Annotated in this window: 19 protein-coding genes and 2 pseudogenes; 19 read left to right on the top strand and 2 right to left on the bottom strand. The window is 41.5% G+C overall.

Annotation, left to right across the window (positions count from 1 at the left end; all coding sequences use genetic code 11):
* Positions 1 to 6: 6 nt before the first annotated feature.
* The gene (pepT, locus tag RYK49_RS02870; RefSeq protein ID WP_314830940.1) at positions 7 to 1,230 is read right to left on the bottom strand and encodes a peptidase T; all 1,224 of its coding nucleotides are present in this window, start codon (positions 1,228 to 1,230) and stop codon (positions 7 to 9) included.
* Positions 1,231 to 1,368: 138 nt separating this feature from the next.
* Between pepT and RYK49_RS02875 the strand changes: the two genes are divergently transcribed.
* The 6 genes from RYK49_RS02875 (at position 1,369) to RYK49_RS02900 (ending at position 6,883) form a co-directional block, all read left to right on the top strand.
* A complete protein-coding gene (locus RYK49_RS02875) occupies positions 1,369 to 2,139 on the top strand; it encodes an SDR family NAD(P)-dependent oxidoreductase (RefSeq protein ID WP_314830939.1) in 771 nt (256 codons plus the stop codon).
* A 2-nt stretch (positions 2,140 to 2,141) separates the two neighbouring features.
* Positions 2,142 to 3,284 (top strand): glycosyltransferase, encoded by a 1,143-nt coding sequence (locus RYK49_RS02880; protein WP_314864808.1) that lies wholly within the window; start codon positions 2,142 to 2,144, stop codon positions 3,282 to 3,284.
* Complete coding sequence (locus RYK49_RS02885) at positions 3,277 to 3,924, top strand: hypothetical protein (protein WP_314864810.1); 648 nt, start codon at positions 3,277 to 3,279, stop codon at positions 3,922 to 3,924. Before RYK49_RS02880 ends, RYK49_RS02885 begins: the two co-directional genes overlap by 8 nt.
* Entirely contained in the window at positions 3,893 to 5,176 is a 1,284-nt protein-coding gene (locus RYK49_RS02890) for a glycosyltransferase (RefSeq protein ID WP_314864812.1), read from the top strand. The genes RYK49_RS02885 and RYK49_RS02890 overlap by 32 nt, the downstream gene beginning before the upstream one ends.
* Positions 5,177 to 5,371: 195 nt before the next feature.
* Positions 5,372 to 6,466 (top strand): ferrochelatase, encoded by a 1,095-nt coding sequence (gene hemH / locus RYK49_RS02895; protein ID WP_314864838.1) that lies wholly within the window; start codon positions 5,372 to 5,374, stop codon positions 6,464 to 6,466.
* Between the two features lie 51 nt (positions 6,467 to 6,517).
* Positions 6,518 to 6,883 carry a TIGR02328 family protein gene (locus RYK49_RS02900; RefSeq protein ID WP_314830935.1) on the top strand — a complete coding sequence of 122 codons (366 nt, stop codon included), beginning with the start codon at positions 6,518 to 6,520 and terminating at the stop codon, positions 6,881 to 6,883.
* A gap of 78 nt (positions 6,884 to 6,961) precedes the next feature.
* Here the strand turns inward: RYK49_RS02900 and RYK49_RS02905 are convergent, their stop codons facing one another.
* The gene (locus RYK49_RS02905) at positions 6,962 to 7,777 is read right to left on the bottom strand and encodes a Cof-type HAD-IIB family hydrolase (protein ID WP_314830934.1); all 816 of its coding nucleotides are present in this window, start codon (positions 7,775 to 7,777) and stop codon (positions 6,962 to 6,964) included.
* A 122-nt stretch (positions 7,778 to 7,899) separates the two neighbouring features.
* Here RYK49_RS02905 and lepA point away from each other — a divergent pair, with 122 nt between their 5' ends.
* The 13 genes and pseudogenes from lepA to kphA all read left to right on the top strand — a co-directional run bounded on the left by lepA (position 7,900) and on the right by kphA (position 18,796).
* Positions 7,900 to 9,723, top strand: coding sequence for a translation elongation factor 4 (gene lepA / locus RYK49_RS02910; protein ID WP_032909703.1), 1,824 nt, complete (start codon positions 7,900 to 7,902; stop codon positions 9,721 to 9,723).
* A gap of 43 nt (positions 9,724 to 9,766) precedes the next feature.
* Positions 9,767 to 10,398 (top strand): annotated as a pseudogene (locus RYK49_RS02915) (hypothetical protein).
* A gap of 329 nt (positions 10,399 to 10,727) precedes the next feature.
* The gene (gene pnuC / locus RYK49_RS02920) at positions 10,728 to 11,519 is read left to right on the top strand and encodes a nicotinamide riboside transporter PnuC (RefSeq protein ID WP_002895303.1); all 792 of its coding nucleotides are present in this window, start codon (positions 10,728 to 10,730) and stop codon (positions 11,517 to 11,519) included.
* Positions 11,520 to 11,623: 104 nt separating this feature from the next.
* A complete protein-coding gene (locus RYK49_RS02925) occupies positions 11,624 to 12,268 on the top strand; it encodes a hypothetical protein (protein WP_314830933.1) in 645 nt (214 codons plus the stop codon).
* Positions 12,269 to 12,435: 167 nt separating this feature from the next.
* A complete protein-coding gene (locus RYK49_RS02930) occupies positions 12,436 to 12,930 on the top strand; it encodes a YkgJ family cysteine cluster protein (protein WP_002904626.1) in 495 nt (164 codons plus the stop codon).
* A gap of 197 nt (positions 12,931 to 13,127) precedes the next feature.
* On the top strand, positions 13,128 to 13,961 hold the full coding sequence (locus tag RYK49_RS02935) for an AraC family transcriptional regulator (protein WP_314864815.1): 834 nt from the start codon (positions 13,128 to 13,130) through the stop codon (positions 13,959 to 13,961).
* Between the two features lie 53 nt (positions 13,962 to 14,014).
* Entirely contained in the window at positions 14,015 to 14,941 is a 927-nt protein-coding gene (locus RYK49_RS02940) for a DNA repair protein RadC (protein WP_314864817.1), read from the top strand.
* Positions 14,942 to 15,671: 730 nt separating this feature from the next.
* Entirely contained in the window at positions 15,672 to 16,649 is a 978-nt protein-coding gene (locus tag RYK49_RS02945; RefSeq protein ID WP_314830930.1) for an Abi family protein, read from the top strand.
* A gap of 443 nt (positions 16,650 to 17,092) precedes the next feature.
* The gene (locus RYK49_RS11340) at positions 17,093 to 17,194 is read left to right on the top strand and encodes an NUDIX domain-containing protein (protein WP_399562851.1); all 102 of its coding nucleotides are present in this window, start codon (positions 17,093 to 17,095) and stop codon (positions 17,192 to 17,194) included.
* 27 nt (positions 17,195 to 17,221) lie between these two features.
* Positions 17,222 to 17,470 (top strand): hypothetical protein, encoded by a 249-nt coding sequence (locus RYK49_RS11345; RefSeq protein WP_399555387.1) that lies wholly within the window; start codon positions 17,222 to 17,224, stop codon positions 17,468 to 17,470.
* A gap of 27 nt (positions 17,471 to 17,497) precedes the next feature.
* A pseudogene (locus RYK49_RS02955) lies at positions 17,498 to 18,136 on the top strand (hypothetical protein); the annotation flags it as partial.
* Positions 18,137 to 18,264: 128 nt separating this feature from the next.
* On the top strand, positions 18,265 to 18,537 hold the full coding sequence (gene rpsP, locus RYK49_RS02960; protein WP_002895310.1) for a 30S ribosomal protein S16: 273 nt from the start codon (positions 18,265 to 18,267) through the stop codon (positions 18,535 to 18,537).
* Between the two features lie 19 nt (positions 18,538 to 18,556).
* A complete protein-coding gene (gene kphA, locus RYK49_RS02965; RefSeq protein WP_002895313.1) occupies positions 18,557 to 18,796 on the top strand; it encodes an RNA-binding protein KphA in 240 nt (79 codons plus the stop codon).
* Positions 18,797 to 18,900: the final 104 nt, after the last annotated feature.

Consider the following 18,900-nt stretch of genomic DNA (forward strand, 5'->3'; position numbering starts at 1 on the left):
TCGTTTTTAATCTTGATAGGAAACAATTCCGATGATGGTATCGACAGCGCGTTCCATGGTTTCTAGGCTGACATATTCGAAGCGGCCGTGCATGTTTTCGCCGCCGGCAAAGAGGTTAGGTGTCGGAATGCCCATAAAGGAAATTTTAGAGCCATCAGTTCCGCCACGGATAGGCTCGATGACAGGCTGGATGTCCAGACTTTCCATGACTGCTTTGGCGATATGGATAGGTGTCATGTCTTTTTCTATGACCTGCTTCATGTTGTAATACTGGTCTTTAAGGGTCAAAATAACACGCTCGCTGCCTAGCTCTTGGTTCATCTTATCAGCGATAGCCTGCATAGCAGCTTTGCGATTTTCAAAAGCCTCTGTCTCAAAGTCACGAACAATGTAGCTGGCTTGAGCTTCTTCGACAGTACCGGTCAAGTTCATCAGGTGGTAGAAGCCTTGGTAGCCCTCAGTTTTCTCTGGTCGGTCGGCTTCTGGCAGCTGGTTGTGAAAGTCAATAGCCAGCTGGAGAGCATTGACCATCTGGTCTTTAGCAGTTCCCGGATGGACATTTCGGCCTTGGAAGGTCAGTTCTGCTCCAGCAGCGCTAAAGGTTTCGTACTGGAGCTCACCTAGAGGTCCGCCATCCACTGTGTAGGCAAAGTCCACATCGAAGTCTTCAGCGTCAAACTTATCAGCCCCGATACCGATTTCCTCATCCGGTCCAAAGCCAACTCGGATTTCTCCATGCTTGATTTCTGGATGGGCAGACAGATATTCGATAGCAGTCATGATTTCAGCAATACCAGACTTGTCGTCTGCTCCCAAAAGGGTTGTTCCGTCAGTCGTAATTAAGGTTTGGCCCTTGTATTTATGGAGACTGGCAAAGTCCGCAGGATCTAAGTTAAAGCCAGATTGCCCCAGCGGAATCACACCGCCGTCATAATTCTCGATGACCTGTGGCTGGATGTTTTCTGCGTTGAAGTCCGCCGTATCCATGTGGGAAATAAAGCCAATCTTGCGGGTAAAGCTAGGGTCGTTGGCTGGCAGAGTTCCAATCGCAAAGCCGTTGGGCAGGTAGTAGACATTTTCCAAGCCAACCCTCTTCATCTCAGGGATGAGGACATTTTTGGCAAAGTCCACCTGACTCTGAGTGCTGGGTGTAGTAGTAGATGTCTCGTCTGAGCGCGTGTTGACCTTGACATACGTCAGGAAACGCTCTAACAGATTAGGATATTTCATAAATGCTCCTTTTTCATTTCATTTAAATCTATTTTAGCATATTCAGGGGAGAGTGAGAAATGTTTTTCGTTTCTTGAGGACAAAGGTAAAATCTAGCAATTAGTTTTATATCTTGTCAAAATCTGGTAAACTATATCTATGCAAATGGAAAAAACAATCAGCAAAGCTGTGATTTTGGGGGCTTCGGGAGGTATAGGTCGTCAGTTGGCTAGAGAACTGGCTCAAAGGACAGACCAGCTGGTCTTGGTTGGCAGAGATGAAGTTAAACTCACTCAACTGCAAGAGGATCTATCTGGAGTCGAGGCCAAGCTTTCCTTCAGAGTTTTGGATTTGCTAGATGCGGCTGCGGTGGACGATTTTGCTCAGCAGCTAGAGGCGGATCTACTGATTAATTGCTGTGGTCTGGCTACTTTTGGTCCAGCTCTATCTCTTTCAGAAGCTGCTGAAAATGCCCTATGGCAGGTTAATTACCAAGCACCGATTCGGCTGATCAAGCAAGTCGCAGAGCGCAATCGCAAGATAAGACTTGTCCAACTTTCCTCTCTGGCAGCGCTTTGTCCCCATCCTTATCTGGCAGCTTACAGCGCCAGTAAGGTCGCTTTGCAGACCTACTGTCTAGCCTTGCAAGAAGAGCTGCGCCTCAAAGGCTCTGAAATGACAGTTTATCTTTATATACTGGGACCGGTTCGGACTTCTATCTTTCCTCCAGAGCTGCAGGATGCTTTGGGTGGAAGTCAGTTGCAGATGAGCCCGGAGATAGCAGCACGACGCATCATCAGACTCCTTCAGCAAGACCGTTCCTATGCTATAGTGGGTAAGAGATATCGACTATTGGCTTGGCTCATGAGACTACTTCCGCAAAGATGGATTATCCGTTTGATTGGCGCATATCTACGAAAGGGGCTTTGAACATGAAACTTATTTTTTTCCTGCTGACATCTGCTTACCTGCTTCTCTTTATCTTGCGTTGGCTCTTGTCTTTGACTTATTTGAAAAAAGGGCAGAGCTCTTCATCAGATTTTCAAGAGGAGCTTTATACAGTGGTTCAGCCTATCCTATCTGGTGACCCTCGTTTGGAAAATGACTTATTAGCCAATCTCCAACAGACAGAAGCGGTTGAGTTTTACTGGCTGATTGATCAGTCTGACCCAGAGGCTCAGCGAGTGGCTGATAAGATTTGTCAGAATCCTTCTTATGCCCAGCGCATTCGCGTTTTTCTCATGGAGGATGTACCTCAGGGGATCAATCCTAAGAGTTATAAGATTGAGCAGATTATAGATGAGCTGACCCGGCCTTATCTGATTGTTCTGGACGACGACAGCGTCATTGATTTTTCAAAAATGGGGGAGTTGACAGATTATCTAGGTGAGAATGTTATTTTGACCGGCATTCCCTATAATCAGGAGCGAAGCAATTTCTGGTCCAAGCTAGTTGCAGCTTTTGTCAATGGGAATTCTTTTATTACCTATTTTACCATGGCAGAAGTTAAAGCTAATCACTCGATTAATGGCATGTTCTACATCCTGCCACTTGAACTGGCTAGGGGGCAGAAGCTCTTCAGTGCTATTAAAGACTATCTATGTGATGATTTGGCTGTAGCGGATTTTCTGCGCAGCAAGGGAGTGGAGATTATCCAGACGCGGGTGACATGTAATGTTCGGACTACTATCAAGGATGCCAAGCAATATTTGCTGCAGATGAAGCGTTGGCTGCTTTTTAGCTCCATCTATCTGAAGGAACACTTGGACTGGAAGGTTATTATTTTAATTGCTCTGCCTAGTTTCCTGCCCCTTCCTGCCTTGCTCATTAGTTTCTTTCTTGGCTGGCCTTTTGTGCTACTGGCTTTGCTTTTGCTCTTGGTCAAGGCGGTTTGGATGCTGGCCTATCGTCGCCTTATCCTAACCGGTCGGCCGCATCCTGATGAGGTGTTCTACGAAGTCCTGAATGATTTACTCTTGCCTTGGCTTTTCCTCTATGTCTTGCTCAGTCCGCGGGTGATTAACTGGCGAGGAAGGAAGATTCGAGTGACGGATGGGAAAATCCGCTATGAGTAAGATGAAGCAGTATTTGGATAAGTTGGATGCTCTGTCGCCAGACCAAACCTTGATAGAATCTAGCAAAGTCTTGCTTTTTCTCAGTGGCAGTAGTCATATGGACTGCGCTAGTCTGACTGCAGGACAGCTTAAGTTTCTTGAACAGATTTGTCCATCAGATTTCTCGGTGGTGGCTAGCAATTTTCCATTTAACCAGAGATTTGAGCATGAGCGGCAAACCCAAGTTTCCTTGTTGACAGCTTCCATTTCCAATATTCGTTACTATTGGCATACTCTCTACAATTCTCGCTTTCAGGAGGCTTTGCAGCGTCACTTGTCTCCTTTACTGGATGTTGAGGAGGCTGTCATTATCTGCAAAAGCTCGGGACTCAATATGCTAACCCAGTGGCTGGAGGATTTGGGTGAGGAAAATCTGCCGATCAGACTGAGAGTGATTGCACTGGGGCCTGTTTCACGGAGACTCCTAAATCGCAAGGATATTGACTTGCTGGTCATCAAGGGCAGGAAGGATATTTACAGCAGATTTCTAGATGGCCATCCAGCTGATGTGATGGTGGATAGCAACCATTTTGATTATGAATACAGGGAAGATGTGAAAGGATTAGTTTATGACTGGATTAGAAAAAGTGATAAAGATTGATGTGATTAGTGTGCCATTTAGTGGGCATTTGCTGCCTACTTTGACCTTAGTCAAGCCTCTGCTAACGGATCCGCGTTTTCAGATTCGGGTCATCACTGGATGTCAAAAGAAAGAGTTAGTAGAGGAAATCGGTTTTGACTGTCTGGCTCTCTTTCCAGAAAGACCGACGGTGATGGAGGATATCGCTAATACTCCGCAGCAAAGCAATCCTCTAATTACCTATCAGCAGTTTCGGGCTAATTCTAGACTCATTCCAGAAGTTATAGACGAATTAAATCGAATTTGGCGAGAGGGCGGTAAACCGGATTTGGTCATAGCGGATTTTGTTGCTTCGCCGGCAGGCCTGATTTCTGATCGCTTTGGCATCCCCTGGATAACTACGATTCCGAGTCCGGTTGCGATTGAGTGCCAGACGACAACTCCGACCTATTTGGGAGGCTGGAAACCTCATCAGGGCGTCTTGTACAAATTCAGAGATGCCTTAGGCAGGCAAGCTATTCGTTGTGGAAAGAAAATGGCCTTTGCTTTAGTCCGGAAGAGTTTGGGAGACTATCAAGATTTTAAACTCTATCGGGAAGACGGCACAGAAGCTATTTACTCGCCTTACTCTATCTTGGCTTTGGGCATGAAAGAGCTAGAGTTTCGAGATGATTTTCCTAAGCATCTTCGCTGGGTTGGCTACAAATGCCTGTCCTTTGATCGTCTGCCTGCAGCTCATGAGTCTTATTTTGAGACCGAAAAGAAGCGGGTTTTAGTGACTTGCGGCACTCATTTGAAATGGGAGAAGGAGCGCATGGTGGAGCGAGCGAAAAAGCTAAGTCAGCTCTACCCAGATTACCTATTTTACGTTACCTTGGGTGAAGCTAGTGGCTTGGGCAATGCTCCGAAGAGACTTGCTGAAAACCTGCTGCTCTTTGACTATTTGCCTTATACAGATATTTTGGACAAGATAGATTTTGCCATTCACCATGCAGGGACGGGTATCATGATGGCTTGTATTGAGCAGGAGATTCCCAGTCTCATTTTGCCTCAGGATTATGACCAGTTTGACAATGCTGTTCGTGCTGAGCTAGCTCAGGTGGGGGTAGTTGCTCGCAGAAAGACCGATGCAGAAGTTCTGCGGCTTTTTAAGGAATTGACAGATCGCACAGACTGGTCTCAGTTGAAAACTCTTGCCCAGCAAAGTAAAGAATATCAGCCTACAGAGATTCTCTATCAGGAGCTGGGGCGCCTGCTTAAGGTTGATTTATAACTGGAAAACTCAACGAACCATTAAAGCATACCTCTAATATTAAAATATCTGAATTATTAAATTTCCCTATTCTTTTCAAGGAATAGGTTTTTTGGTCTATTCAAGTCTTTTTTAAGATGTTAAAATGAAAGTGATTACAAGAAAGTCGTTGGAAAGCCAACTTGGCTTTCTCGAAGTGACTGAAGAGGAAAGATGATGAAGAAAGCAATTCTAATGATGACTTTTGGCTCGCCAGAGGAGATTAGCTTTGAGGGAGTGGCTGAATTTTTTACCAACATTCGCCGCGGTGTCAGGCCGCAAGACCATGAAATTCAGACCCTCTATGATAACTATGTCCTCATCGGTGGAACGCCACTGCAGCGTATCAGTCTAGAAGAGGTGGAAAAGGTTCGTCAGCGTTTGGCTGGCGAGTATGCGGTTTATTTTGCCAATAAATTTTCACGTCCTTTTATACCAGATGTGATTGAGCAGATGGAAGAGGATGGTATTGAGGATTGTATCTGTTTGATTCTAGAGCCGCATTTTTCTTACTATTCTGTCATGGGCTATGAGAAGTTTATCCAGAGTGATTCCATCCGCTTTAATATCATTAAGGAATGGTATCAGGAAGAAGCTATTCTTGATTATTGGGCAGAGGAGCTGAGAAAGATTCTTACAGAAGAGGTTAGAGAAGAGACCTTCAAGATTTTCTTCTCAGCCCACAGTGTGCCTATTCTGGCCTTGGATTTCGGAGATCCTTACATTGATCAGATCTATGACAATGCCCGCTTGATTGCTGCAAGGTTGGGTTTGACAGAGGAGGATTATCTCAATGTTTGGCAAAGTGAGAGTGACATCGGACTCCCTTGGATCAAGCCTGACGTGCTGGACTACATGCGTCAGCAAGAAACACATCCGCAGCATTATATTTTTGTGCCGATTAGCTTTATCAGTGAGCATATAGAGGTTCTTTTTGACAATGACGTGGAGTGTAAGGAACTTTGCGATGAACTGGGTGTTGCTTATCATAGACCGCCTATGCCCAATGCAGACGACCGTTTAATTGACGCCCTGATTCAAACTATCCGCCGTCATGAGCATGAACCCTTCAAAGAGTGTTTTCCAGAAGAAGAAACCTTCGATGAATTGCAGCCGTCGGAGGAGAGCAGCCAGATTCTTGCAGAGGATGAAGAGCTGAAAATGCCAGATTTCGTCAAGAAACTGATTGAGAAAAAAGGGCGCGAGAATGTTAAGATGCCGTATTTTGTCAAGAAAATGCTGGAGAAAGCAGGAAAACTGCCCAAGAGTTGATTGTTCATATTCGTTGATGATTTTATAAGATTATTCTAGAAGGAGAAAACCGTGAGACTTTGGCACCAAGATTTGATTGAAAAACTTCCGCGCCAGCAGCTTTTAGGCCAGCACCGAGAGTGTGCAGCCTTACGTGGACGAGGGTGGGGCAAGCCGCATGCGACGGTCAACTATGTTTTTGAGCACAGCCCTTATCACCTGTATGTTTATCATCTCTTGATTATGGAGGAGATGCAGAAGCGGGGCTATCAGCCAGACAGCCTTTGGCTGGATAAAGACTATCGTGGCAAGACCTGCCCACCTTATCAGGACTTGCCAGCTAAGGAGCTCGAACATCCCATTTATCCGGAGCATGACGCAGCCTATCTGCAAGAATGCATGGAAAATCTTAAGGAGAAAGGAATAGAAATTTTTTGATTTCCAAGTGCCAAGACGGCAATAGTATTAAGGTTATAGAACAAAAAAGGAAGAGACGTTGCTCTTCCTTTTTGACTTTTACGAATTCAAAATAAACTTCTCAATAGCAGTAGCAACCCCATTTTCTTCACAGCTGTCTGTGACGGCATTGGCTAGGCTTTTGACATGGTCTGAAGCATTGCCCATGGCTACACCGAGGCCTGCATATTCCAGCATTTCGATATCGTTGTTAGCATCACCGATTGCCATGATTTCCTGAGGATTGATGTCTAATTGTTTAGCTAATCGCTCTAGGGCAAAGGCTTTGGTTACACCAGATGGCATGGCCTCGTAAATGACTGGCTGAGAGCGAACGCCGCTGAAACGCTGGCAGATTTCTTGGCCAAACTCGGCTTCAAAAGCATCTACTTGCTCTTGGCTGCCTAAAAACATAGCTTGAAACATTCTGTGTTGACCGCTGCAAGCTTCTTCTAGGCTAATCTCGGTTGGAGTCGTGAAGACCAAGCTAGCGTCATTCACGACATGGGAACTGGCTTTTTCTCCGACGACGAAATAATGCTCTTCATCAAAGAGAGTTAACTGAACAGGGCTATTTTCAGACAGGCTATATAGATAGCGAATATCCTGACCGCTCAGCTCTTGCCAGTCCACCAGACTCCAGTCGCTGGTCTGATGAGTGGCGCAGCCATTGTCCACGATGACATATTCGTTTTCTTGTGCCAGTCCCAGTTTGTCATAATAAGGCTTGACGCCAACCAAGGGACGGCCTGTGCAAAGAACCAATTTGACTCCTTTTTCAATAGCTCGGTGAATAGCTTCGATGTGAGCCTGGGGAATTTCTTTTTTGCTGTTGAGCAAGGTGCCGTCCATATCAAGTGCAAGAATTTTAATCATAAAGTGTCTCCAAAATTATTCTCTGACTAGTATAGCATAATTTATAGAGAAAGTCCGAGTCTATAGGAAAAATCACTGGTCTTGTGTTATAATAAATAGAATACCCTAAAAGGATGAGAAAAATGAATTTAGAAGATTTGAAAAAACGTCAGGAGAAGATCCGCAATTTCTCCATCATTGCCCACATCGACCACGGGAAATCAACCTTAGCTGACCGGATTTTGGAGGCGACTGAGACAGTTTCCAGTCGGGAAATGCAGGCCCAACTCTTGGACAGCATGGACTTGGAGCGGGAGCGCGGTATCACTATTAAGCTCAATGCTATCGAGCTCAATTATACCGCCAAGGACGGTGAAACCTATATCTTCCACTTGATTGACACGCCGGGACACGTGGACTTTACCTATGAGGTATCGCGGTCGTTAGCGGCCTGCGAAGGGGCTATTTTGGTCGTAGATGCGGCTCAGGGGATTGAGGCTCAGACCTTGGCCAATGTTTATCTAGCGCTGGATAATGACTTGGAAATCCTGCCAGTCATCAATAAGATTGACCTGCCAGCTGCGGATCCAGAGCGGGTGCGGGCAGAAATTGAAGATGTGATTGGACTGGATGCTAGTGAAGCCGTATTGGCTTCTGCCAAGGCTGGTATCGGAATTGAAGAAATTTTAGAGCAGATTGTGGAGAAAGTTCCAGCTCCGACTGGAAATGTAGAAGCACCACTCAAGGCCTTAATCTTTGACTCGGTCTATGATGCCTATCGTGGGGTAATCCTGCAAGTGCGGGTGATGGACGGTGTGGTCAAGCCGGGAGATACCATTCAGCTCATGAGCAATGGCAAGACCTTTGATGTAACCGAGGTCGGCATCTTTACTCCCAAGGCCATTGGACGCGATTTCCTAGCAACAGGGGATGTTGGTTATATCGCAGCCTCTATCAAGACGGTACAGGATACTCGGGTCGGAGATACAGTGACCTTGGCGGACCATCCAGCTGCAGAGCCACTAGCTGGCTACAAGCAGATGAATCCTATGGTATTTGCCGGACTCTATCCGATTGAATCTAACAAATACAATGACCTACGCGAAGCTTTGGAAAAACTCCAGCTCAATGATGCCAGTCTGCAGTTTGAGCCAGAAACATCACAGGCATTAGGATTTGGTTTCCGTTGTGGTTTCCTGGGTTTGCTGCACATGGATGTCATTCAGGAGCGTTTGGAGCGTGAGTTTAATATCGATCTCATTATGACGGCACCGTCCGTTATCTATAAGGTCAATATGACAGATGGGGCGTCTATTGATGTGTCCAACCCGAGCGAGTTTCCAGACCCGACCAAGATTGATTCCATCGAGGAGCCTTATGTTAAGGCGCAGATTATGGTTCCCCAGGAATTTGTCGGAGCGGTGATGGAGTTGGCTCAGCGCAAGCGTGGGGATTTTGTGACCATGGACTATATCGATGATAATCGGGTCAATGTCATCTATCAAATCCCACTTGCTGAAATTGTCTTTGACTTCTTTGACAAGCTCAAGTCCTCTACTCGTGGCTATGCGAGCTTTGACTATGAAATCTCTGAGTATCGCTCGTCCAAGCTGGTGAAGATGGATATTCTCCTCAATGGCGACAAGGTTGATGCTCTCAGCTTTATCGTTCACAAGGAATTTGCCTATGAGCGTGGCAAGCTGATTGTAGACAAGCTCAAGAAAATCATTCCTCGTCAGCAGTTTGAAGTACCTATTCAAGCCGCTATCGGACAGAAAATCGTGGCTCGGACAGACATCAAGGCCTTGCGTAAGAATGTCTTAGCCAAGTGTTACGGTGGTGATGTTTCTCGGAAGCGCAAACTCCTAGAAAAACAAAAAGCCGGTAAAAAACGGATGAAAGCTATCGGTTCTGTCGAAGTCCCACAAGAAGCCTTCCTCAGTGTCCTGAGTATGGATGAGGAATAAAGTCTTATAGCCCTAGGTAATATATCCTAAAAGGAGGAAAATCATGAAACGATCGTATCTGCTTGGAGCAGTTCTGGCATTAACTTCACTTACTCTTGCATCGTGTGCCAATTCTGGACAAAAGACTGGTCAATCTAGTTCTTCAACCAGTTCCAGTGCACAAGTGAAAAAGAAGTCTTCAAATTCTTCTTCTAAAAAAAGCAAGAACAAAACCAATCAAGAAACAAAACGTGTTGGTTCTCCAGAGTTTGGTTATATCGATATCCCAAGTAAATGGATTAAATTTTTTGATGCAGAGGTTGAGGGACTTATCCAATATACCGACGGTTCTGCTTATAATATCGTTACCATGAATGCTGTTTCCAAGGCAGAAGCTGAAGTAGCAGATGGTGAGACTTTCAATGCAGAAACAATTGCTCAGCATGTAGCCTATAATTGGAGTCAAAAAGATAATATTGAGAAGATGTGGGGCTCTAAAAGTACTGTCTCAGGAATAGAAGCCTTTCAAATAAACATCATTCTGAAATCGGGGCAACTTGCTAATACATTGGTTTTCCAAAAAGATGACAAAGTCTATTACTATCCTTTGAAGGCGACGAAGAAACTCTTGATGATTTCATTACAAACATGAAAGATACTTGGAGCCTTGATGGCAAGGGAGCAGTCAGCGAATAATAGTTTAAAAAACAAGAGGCTTATTTAGTAAGTCTCTTATTTTTTCAGTGTAGAAGCTAATTATGTTTCACAAAAATATAGTAACAAATCAGAAAAAACGTTCGAATACTATCAAATCCAAGTAAAAAGACTTACAAAAATTTGTAGGTCTTTTCTTGAAATCCGAACGTTAGGAAATCTTTTTTTGATTTTACTTGACATTTTCTGAAATAGGAATATGATAAAATGTGAACACTGCATAAGACAAATCTTGTGCGTGTTCGAAAATAATAGAGCGTTGCATCCGTAAGTCAATTTGACACGGCTCTTAAAAAACAAAAGGAGAAAGAATGAATACTTATATCCAAAAGAAAATCGCAAACATGAAGCTGACGCTTTCTGAAATGTCTGGTGGCTACAAACGCATGGTGACTAGCATGAAGAAGCTCGGCTTTTCTGGTACCTTGAAGCTTATCTGGGACGATTTGTTTGCTCATCGCAGTCTAGGTCAATGGGTTTACCTCTTGATTCTAGGGAGTTTTCCGCTCTGGCTGGAGCTGATATATGAACATCGCATCGTGGATTGGACAGGGATGATTTGCAGTCTGACTGGGATTATCTGTGTGATCTTCGTTTCTGAAGGACGGGCTAGCAATTACCTCTTTGGTTTGATTAATTCTGTGATTTACTTGATTTTGGCTTTGCAGAAAGGCTTCTATGGCGAGGTCCTGACGACTCTTTACTTTACAATCATGCAGCCAATTGGACTCTTGGTATGGATTTACCAAGGTCAGTTCAAAAAAGAAAAGCAAGAGTTTGTTGCTCGTAAGCTAGATGCTAAAGGATGGACAAAGTATCTATCGCTCAGTGTGCTTTGGTGGTTGGTCTTTGGCTTGATTTATCAGTCTGTTGGTGCCAATCGTCCTTATCGTGATTCAATCACGGATGCGACAAATGGAGTAGGGCAAATCTTGATGACGGCTGTTTATCGTGAACAGTGGATTTTCTGGGCAGCAACCAATATTTTTTCTATCTACCTCTGGTGGGGTGAAAGTCTTCAAATTCAAGGGAAATATTTGATCTATTTAATCAACAGTTTGGTCGGATGGTACCAGTGGAATAAGGCTGCTAAAAAAGCATAGTCCTATAAACGGAACATTAATCGGACGTGACAATGTATCTCTTTCCTTTCGTACTAAAAATATGGTAAACTAGTATTAGTAAAATTTATTAGATTTAGGAAGGAATGACCATGAAAAAGAAGTACTTTCTGCTCTCCCTTACAATCTTAGCTGGTCTTTCTCTGTCTTCTTGTAGCCTTATTAAGAGCTATAGCAGTCGGAAACCATCTGATTCTTCCAGTCGGGTTTCCCTGAGAGATGACAGCGATACAAGTAGTAGCAGTCGTAGAGACAAAGATTCGTCAAAGACCACTGGTACGATGCGTGTCGGCTCTGATGATTATGGCTATATCAGCATTCCTGATAATTGGATTAAGTTTACAGACGTAGATGGTGGCGACAGCGTCCAGTATACGGATGGAAGTGGCTATAACATTGTCACGATGAATGCTTATACAAAAGAAAAAGCCAATATTGGAGAAGGTGAAGAATTCAACGCTGAAACTATTGCCCAACGGATTGCCTACCACTGGAAGGATAATAAGGAAGTCGATGATTTTTGGGGAGCAAAGAGTACCGTAGCTGGAAATGAAGCCTTTCAGATTAATGTTGTTTTAAAATCCACTCAAAACCTAACAGTTTGGGTTTTCAAACAAGGCGATAAGGTCTATATGATGTCCTTTGAAGGCGATGAAGATACTCTGTATGAATTTATCCCCTATATCGAAGAAACTTGGAGCGTCAGCAAGGACGGCGGGACAAGCATTTAGCGACCGCATTTGATGATAACTCTCTAAGTTTATAAAAAGCAAATCTGGGACTCGTTCTCAGATTTTTTTGTGAGGTGGAATATGTCATGTTTTTGGGGTTTGATAAAATTTAAGAGCGCTCATTTTATGATATAATAAAAACAATTTGAATACAGAAAGAAAAATATATGACTCAAGAAATCGACCTTGAAAAGTACCATCAGTTAGCTCTGCAGAAGCAGAAAGAGCACCGAAAATTTTTAGCCAGTCTCAAGAAAAAGCCCCCAAAAAACCTTGATAAGATTGCCCAGCAAATCCATGATGAGGTCTTTGAAGAGATTGACTGTACAGCCTGTGCCAATTGCTGTAAGACGCTGGGACCAGACTTTAAGGAAGCCGACATTGTCCGCATTGCCAAGTATTTCAAGATGAAGCTGCCGGCTTTTGAAGAGGAGTTTCTGCAGGTGGACGAAGACGGTGACAAGGTTTTCAAGGCGATGCCTTGTCCTTTTTTAGGTGGAGACAATCTCTGCTCAATCTACGATGTCCGTCCCAAGGCCTGCCGTGAGTTCCCTCACACAGACCGCAAGAAGATTCATCAGATTAATCATCTGACAATCAAAAATACCCTGACCTGTCCTGCGGCTTATCTCTTTGTGGAGAAGTTGCGGGATAGGTTGTAGAATCCCCCTCTAAATCTTGTACAAAAATTCTAGGGCGGAAGTATCTTATATCTGTTAGACTATAGTTAGAATTGAACACGGCCTAAAAGCTGTGTGAAAAAGATAAAATTTTCTCGGAGCAGGAGCCCCTCCGTCAATTTTCCTATTTTCACTTTGCTTTTAACGGCCTTAGTATCTTTTGTGAGGTGAAAAAGAATATGATGCATCAATTCAATCGAACCATGGAATATCTGGAAAGCAAGTTGGACGCAGAAGTGGATTTGCAGAAATTCCAGCAGCTATCAGGCTATTCTTATGCTCTCTTTAGCAGGCTCTTTTCCATCCTAGCAGATATGACTTTAGCAGAATATCTACGCAATCGCAGGCTGTCAGAAGCAGTGACAGACTTGCGGGAAAGATCTGAGAAAGTCATTGACATTGCGATGAAATACGGCTATGAGTCTGCGGATGCTTTCAGCGCAGCCTTTAAGAAATTCCATGGTGCGACTCCCTCAGAAGTTCGAAATGGAAAACCTTATCGGGTCTTTCCTAGACTTCAATTATCCTTAAAGATTACAGGAGGAAAGAACATGGATATCAAGATTCAAAAGAAACCTGCTTTTACCGTGGCAGGCGTCCTATTGGAAGCTATTGACAATAGTCAGTGCCCGTCTGCATGGGAGCAGCTCTATGCAAATCACAGCTTTGAAAGCCTAGAAAGTCTGGGCAGTGGCCAATCCTTTGGTGTCTGCTCGGATGTCAAAGAAGGCGAAATCATCAACTATATGGCCGCTTATGATGTGACGGATAAAGCTAAAGCAGAAGAACTAGGTCTGTCAATCAAGGAAATCCCGGAAGCTGAATATGCCATCGTACCAGTCAAAGGGGCAATCCCCGCAAGTATCCACCATGCTTGGAAATATGTCTTGGAAGCCTTTTTCCCAGAAACAGGCTATCGCCATTCAGGAGCACCAGATTTTGAAGTCTACACCGAAGGCGACATGTACTCCCCAGACTACCAAATGGAACTCTGGATACCAGTGGTGAAATAAAATGCCGATTGCAAGCCATTTTTTAGGCGTTGATTACAGAGGAGGATGATGCTATGCAGATGTATTTTGGGGACGTTTCTCTTTGTTATACATATTCACTTGCGATGGCGCTGCATTCGTATGGTTATGATGTTCGCCCTGAGTTTTTGGAAGCCATTATGGTGATGGGAAATGGCGCTAGTATTATAAAAGAAGATGAAAAACACCCCTTAGTCTTCTTTGATAATGGGATGCCAGATAGTTCTATCAGCCATTCTTTAAACATTCTGGGTTTTACATACGATGAATACTATATAAAGGATTCAAATGCTGTGAATCATATCTCTATCAGAGAGATCTTAAGTAAGTTCTTGCTCAGCGGACCAGTTGTTCTTGGCCCTTTGGACATGGGGTATCTGACTTATAATCCCAATCATATCCATTTGTATGGGGTGGATCATTTTGTTTCAGTTTATGATCTAGATGATGAGTTTATCCATTTCCATGATCCAGCAGGTTTTGCTTGTATGAAAATGAGTTTCTCAGAATTTTCGAAAGCCTGGGAAGCTAAAAATATCGACTATAAAAGAGGTTCTTTCTCCATGTGGGGAAACTTTAAAAAAATCAAATCTCCAACTTCCAAAGAGATTTATCAGAAAACATCTATGCTGATGAAGCAACGATATGAGCACGGCGAGGAGAATGTGATAACAAGATATGCTAAGTCGGTAGCGGACAATGGCTTGAATGAAGAACAAAAACATCTTCATCAATACTTTAGCTTCAAATTAGCTTCTATCAGAAATCTATACATGAGTAACTTCTTAAAAGACCACGATACGGTCAGATCTGAACTAAAAGAAAATTTAGCAAAGTTGTTCGGCCAAGCTCATCTATTTTGTATCAAGGAAGATTATCAGAAACTGTCAGAAGTCTTGTATGATATTGCAGCACTAGATAATAAATTTAGAGATTTGTGTATTCACTATAAAGAAGAGTAGAAGAAGTGAGAAAAACGAAGATGCTGTTTGATAATGTAGCAGGATCGAAAGAAGGGGCACTTGACTATCAAAAAGCTCTCTGGATACCAGTGGTTAAATAGATTAGAAACCAGCCGTTCATTTTCGATCGGCTGGTTTTTGTGGCTTGTGGTATAATGAAGCTACTACAGTTATAGAAAGGACTTCGATTTTGCCATACAAATTTCTACTATTTGAAATAAGGAGAAGTTAATTGATACAATTTAACATAATGAAAGTCTTGAAATCAGTTGTTTTCAAGGCTTTTTTACTTTTCTTGAGGGTGGAACGGAGCGTTTATATGATGATGGTACGTACTGCCATGCTTGTAAAAATGTAATCGTTAAAAAGTGTTAAATCGTTAAATAGTATAATTAGGTTTCAAAGGTGCATTAAGGGAGTGCCTAGTGTTGCTATCTATGGGTTATGGTGGTTTGTTCCCTCATGGTAATCACTAGGGACACTTGGGTGGTGACAGATTTCAAGATCGTACGTTTGCTAGATTTTAACCATAAAGGTCATATAACATTAAAGATTTCAGAAGGAATCATTCAACGAGTAACGGTTAATAAGTATCAGATGCAGAATACTATTATTAGCTACCTAAACTTCTGTTTGAGACGATGTTCGCTAAAGCCAAGGACATGAAAACATTGTAGATATCCCTTTTTTCTGCTATAATTACTGTTAATACAGTAATATGGAGTTGTTGATGGCAAATAGAGTTAGTAAACCCAAGAAATCAGTTTCTCAATTAGTATTAGAGATGAAAAATGTGAGAGGAATAACATTTAATTATGTTAATGATTCTTCAGCAATCGACTATTTATCTGATGTTAATAATTATTTACGAACTGCGTCATATCGGAAAAATTATCAAAAATATCAAAGAGGTACTAACCAAGGTAAGTATATCAATCTTGACTTTTCCTACTTAACAGAGATGAGTGTCATAGATATGCATTATAGATTCCTAATTCAAAAAATGTGTTCTGATATAGAACATAGTATATGTGTTCAACTGATAAAAGATATTGAAAATGATACTAGGACGGATGGATATGACTTAGTTCAACAATTTCTAACCCAAAATAAAACTGAGGTCAAAAAGATTCAAGGAACTATAGCTTCTCCTCACACAGGGGACTTACTTAGGAAATATTTTACAATCCAAACTAAAAAAAATGGTCAACACAAAATAGTAAGTTTTAATGATTGTCCGGTTTGGGTATTGATGGAGCTAATTAGTTTTGGTTCAATTATAAACTTCTACTTAGACTATTACAGTGGTAACAATCTACCCCATATTCCAAAGAAAATCTTAAATTTGGTACGTAGTTTAAGAAATGCTGCTGCACATAACAACTGTATCTTATTTGATTTAAATCCTGGAACAACTGTTGCACCTCAAGAGATTACAGAATTTGTGAAAGGTGTGGAAGGTATTACAAAGTCTAAAAGGCGCAAAAGATTGTCATCCCGTGCTGTTTTAGAGTACATTGCACTCATTTATGTTTATGATAGGATTGTAACTGGTAAAGTAAAAAAATATAGACTCGAAGAACTAGATTTACTCATCAATAATAGAATGGTAGAAAAAATAGGCTTCTTTAAGCAAAATGATTTAATTACTAATACATATAAGTTTATAAAACAAGTAACAGATTCTGTAATAAAACATGCGAAATAAAATGGTTGACAAAATATCGAGTGAATGTTATGATATGGTATCAACTAAAAATTGGAAACAATTTTTGACGGGACAACGTTATGACGGTGTCCTATTTTTTATCTATTTGGCAATACCCTGCTTTATTGCGAAGTTGTTAGCCTTTTTGGAGAAAACAGCGTTCTATCCAGTAAAGCTATTAGACCGGTCAAGTTAGGCTAAAATTAAAGTTGGTTTAAAAAACAATATCAATAGTATCAAAAATATGAATTCTCTTGATTGGGAATATTACTATAATAAATAAGGAATTCCAAAAGAATACTTTGGAATCATGGATCAGATTTCAATAACAGATTATAATTTTAGGAGAGCATAATGGATTATATAAAAAAATAAGAAAAAAGGTTGGTAAGGATAAAATTTTTTTAAACTTTACTAGTGGAATACTGCATAATTCTGGGAAAATACTTTTACAAAGAAGAGCAGATAGAGGAACATGGGGATTACCTGGAGGTGCTATTGAATTAGGAGAATCAGCTGCAGAAGCGTTGATGAGAGAATTTTAGGAAGAGACGGGAATTAAAGTTATACCTGTGAAACTTCAAAATGTTTATACAAAATATACTGATTCATATCCGAACGGTGATGAAGCACAAGTTATTACTATTTTGTATTTAGTTAATGCTGTAAATGATTTTGTTGACCATAACTTTAACAATGACGAAACCCTAGAATTAGCTTTTTTTGATTATGATGAAATACAAAATCTAATAATTGTCAATCAACAACATGAAGATATGATTAAGGATTTTTACGAAAAAGATACTCCGGTAGAAAGGTAATTTTTCAGAATCAGAAAATAATATCCAATTCCTTTGTATTTCACTGAGGAAGATATCCAAAAGTACCCTATTCTAAAATACCACCTAGATCGAAAGGGCAGTAAAATCGAATTTTATGAGATATTTTACGTAGAGAGAACAGCAGATTAGCTAATGGATTGTTTGGTAGACCAAGAAATAACTAGCTTGATTGATGAGATTGAGGGCGAAATGGAAGATGACATGACTGCTGAATACCAGCAAAAATCGGGATTTGACAGAGCTCTATTTCAAACTATAAGCGTTTCGTCCTCTAAAAAAGTTGATGATTCAGAAAGCCTAAATAAATATCTTATGCTATATAGTAAGTTTTTAGTGGAATTCAGGAAGAATCCAGAAAATCATGATAAGCTAAAAGAGATTGTCCAAAAAATGGATAAAGCTGGTCTTTTAAAATTGTCTTTCGAATTTCATTCAGACCAAGTAGTGGATGAGAAAAATATATCTGAAGACGAGGTAAAAAGTAGTCCCTATAATAGTAGTGGAGGCGCAGAGTATTATGCACCTGAGACCATTAATAAGTATATGGATTTAGGAGCTTTTCCTAAAGACGCTTCAGTCAAATTGTATTTTAAAAAATATGAAAATGTTTCTGGACAGGTGATTTTAAAAAACCAAAAAGACTAATCTAAAAAAATTTTTAACTCTGTCAAGAAAAAAACTTGACAGCTTTTTTTAATCTGCTATAATAGAACATGTGCTTAATAGCTCTGCTATTTCACCAAAAGAAAAAATAAAGAAAAGAGATCTTAATAATGGCAGTAAAAATCCGTTTAACTCGTATGGGTTCTAAGAAAAAACCTTTCTACCGTATCAATGTTGCTGACTCACGTTCACCTCGTGATGGTCGTTTCATCGAAACGGTTGGTACTTACAACCCACTTGTAGCTGAAAACCAAGTGACTTTGAAAGAAGACCGTATCCTTGAGTGGTTGGGTAATGGTGCACAACCTTCTGATACTGTACGCAACATCCTTTCAAAAGAAGGCGTATTGAAGAAATTCCACGATTCAAAATACTCTAAATAATAGAAGTGTAGGTTGACATATGGACACGATTGAAAATCTAATTATTGCGATAGTGAAACCTTTGATTTCACAGCCAGATGCCTTAACTATCAAGATTGAGGATACACCTGAATTTTTAGAATATCACCTGGATCTTGATCAGAGTGATGTTGGACGTGTAATCGGTCGTAAAGGTCGTACTATCTCCGCTATAAGGACGATTGTTTACTCTGTCCCAACTGAATACAAAAAAGTTCGCATCGTTATTGATGAGAAATAAGAAGAACGGGACCAGTGTGTCCCGTTTTTTCTACTTCTCTTAGCGAACTGAGTGCGCAACTCTCAAGTGAGCTTAGAGAAATTGATGCCCAGCTAAGCGTGGGT

Origin of the sequence: uncultured Streptococcus sp., assembly GCF_963525625.1 — a bacterium.
Taxonomy (GTDB): domain Bacteria; phylum Bacillota; class Bacilli; order Lactobacillales; family Streptococcaceae; genus Streptococcus.

Coding starts and splice junctions, on each gene's coding strand:
- RYK49_RS02905 (WP_314830934.1), bottom strand. CDS start 7,777: ATGATTAAAATTCTTGCACTTGATATGGACGGCACCTTGCTCAACAGC.
- RYK49_RS02925 (WP_314830933.1), top strand. CDS start 11,624: ATGACCATGAAAAAGAAGTACTTTCTGCTCTCCCTTACAATCTTAGCT.
- pepT (WP_314830940.1), bottom strand. CDS start 1,230: ATGAAATATCCTAATCTGTTAGAGCGTTTCCTGACGTATGTCAAGGTC.
- rpsP (WP_002895310.1), top strand. CDS start 18,265: ATGGCAGTAAAAATCCGTTTAACTCGTATGGGTTCTAAGAAAAAACCT.
- RYK49_RS02880 (WP_314864808.1), top strand. CDS start 2,142: ATGAAACTTATTTTTTTCCTGCTGACATCTGCTTACCTGCTTCTCTTT.
- RYK49_RS02875 (WP_314830939.1), top strand. CDS start 1,369: ATGCAAATGGAAAAAACAATCAGCAAAGCTGTGATTTTGGGGGCTTCG.
- pnuC (WP_002895303.1), top strand. CDS start 10,728: ATGAATACTTATATCCAAAAGAAAATCGCAAACATGAAGCTGACGCTT.
- RYK49_RS02935 (WP_314864815.1), top strand. CDS start 13,128: ATGATGCATCAATTCAATCGAACCATGGAATATCTGGAAAGCAAGTTG.
- RYK49_RS02940 (WP_314864817.1), top strand. CDS start 14,015: ATGCAGATGTATTTTGGGGACGTTTCTCTTTGTTATACATATTCACTT.
- hemH (WP_314864838.1), top strand. CDS start 5,372: ATGAAGAAAGCAATTCTAATGATGACTTTTGGCTCGCCAGAGGAGATT.
- RYK49_RS02930 (WP_002904626.1), top strand. CDS start 12,436: ATGACTCAAGAAATCGACCTTGAAAAGTACCATCAGTTAGCTCTGCAG.
- lepA (WP_032909703.1), top strand. CDS start 7,900: ATGAATTTAGAAGATTTGAAAAAACGTCAGGAGAAGATCCGCAATTTC.
- RYK49_RS02945 (WP_314830930.1), top strand. CDS start 15,672: ATGGCAAATAGAGTTAGTAAACCCAAGAAATCAGTTTCTCAATTAGTA.
- RYK49_RS02890 (WP_314864812.1), top strand. CDS start 3,893: ATGACTGGATTAGAAAAAGTGATAAAGATTGATGTGATTAGTGTGCCA.
- kphA (WP_002895313.1), top strand. CDS start 18,557: ATGGACACGATTGAAAATCTAATTATTGCGATAGTGAAACCTTTGATT.
- RYK49_RS02885 (WP_314864810.1), top strand. CDS start 3,277: ATGAGTAAGATGAAGCAGTATTTGGATAAGTTGGATGCTCTGTCGCCA.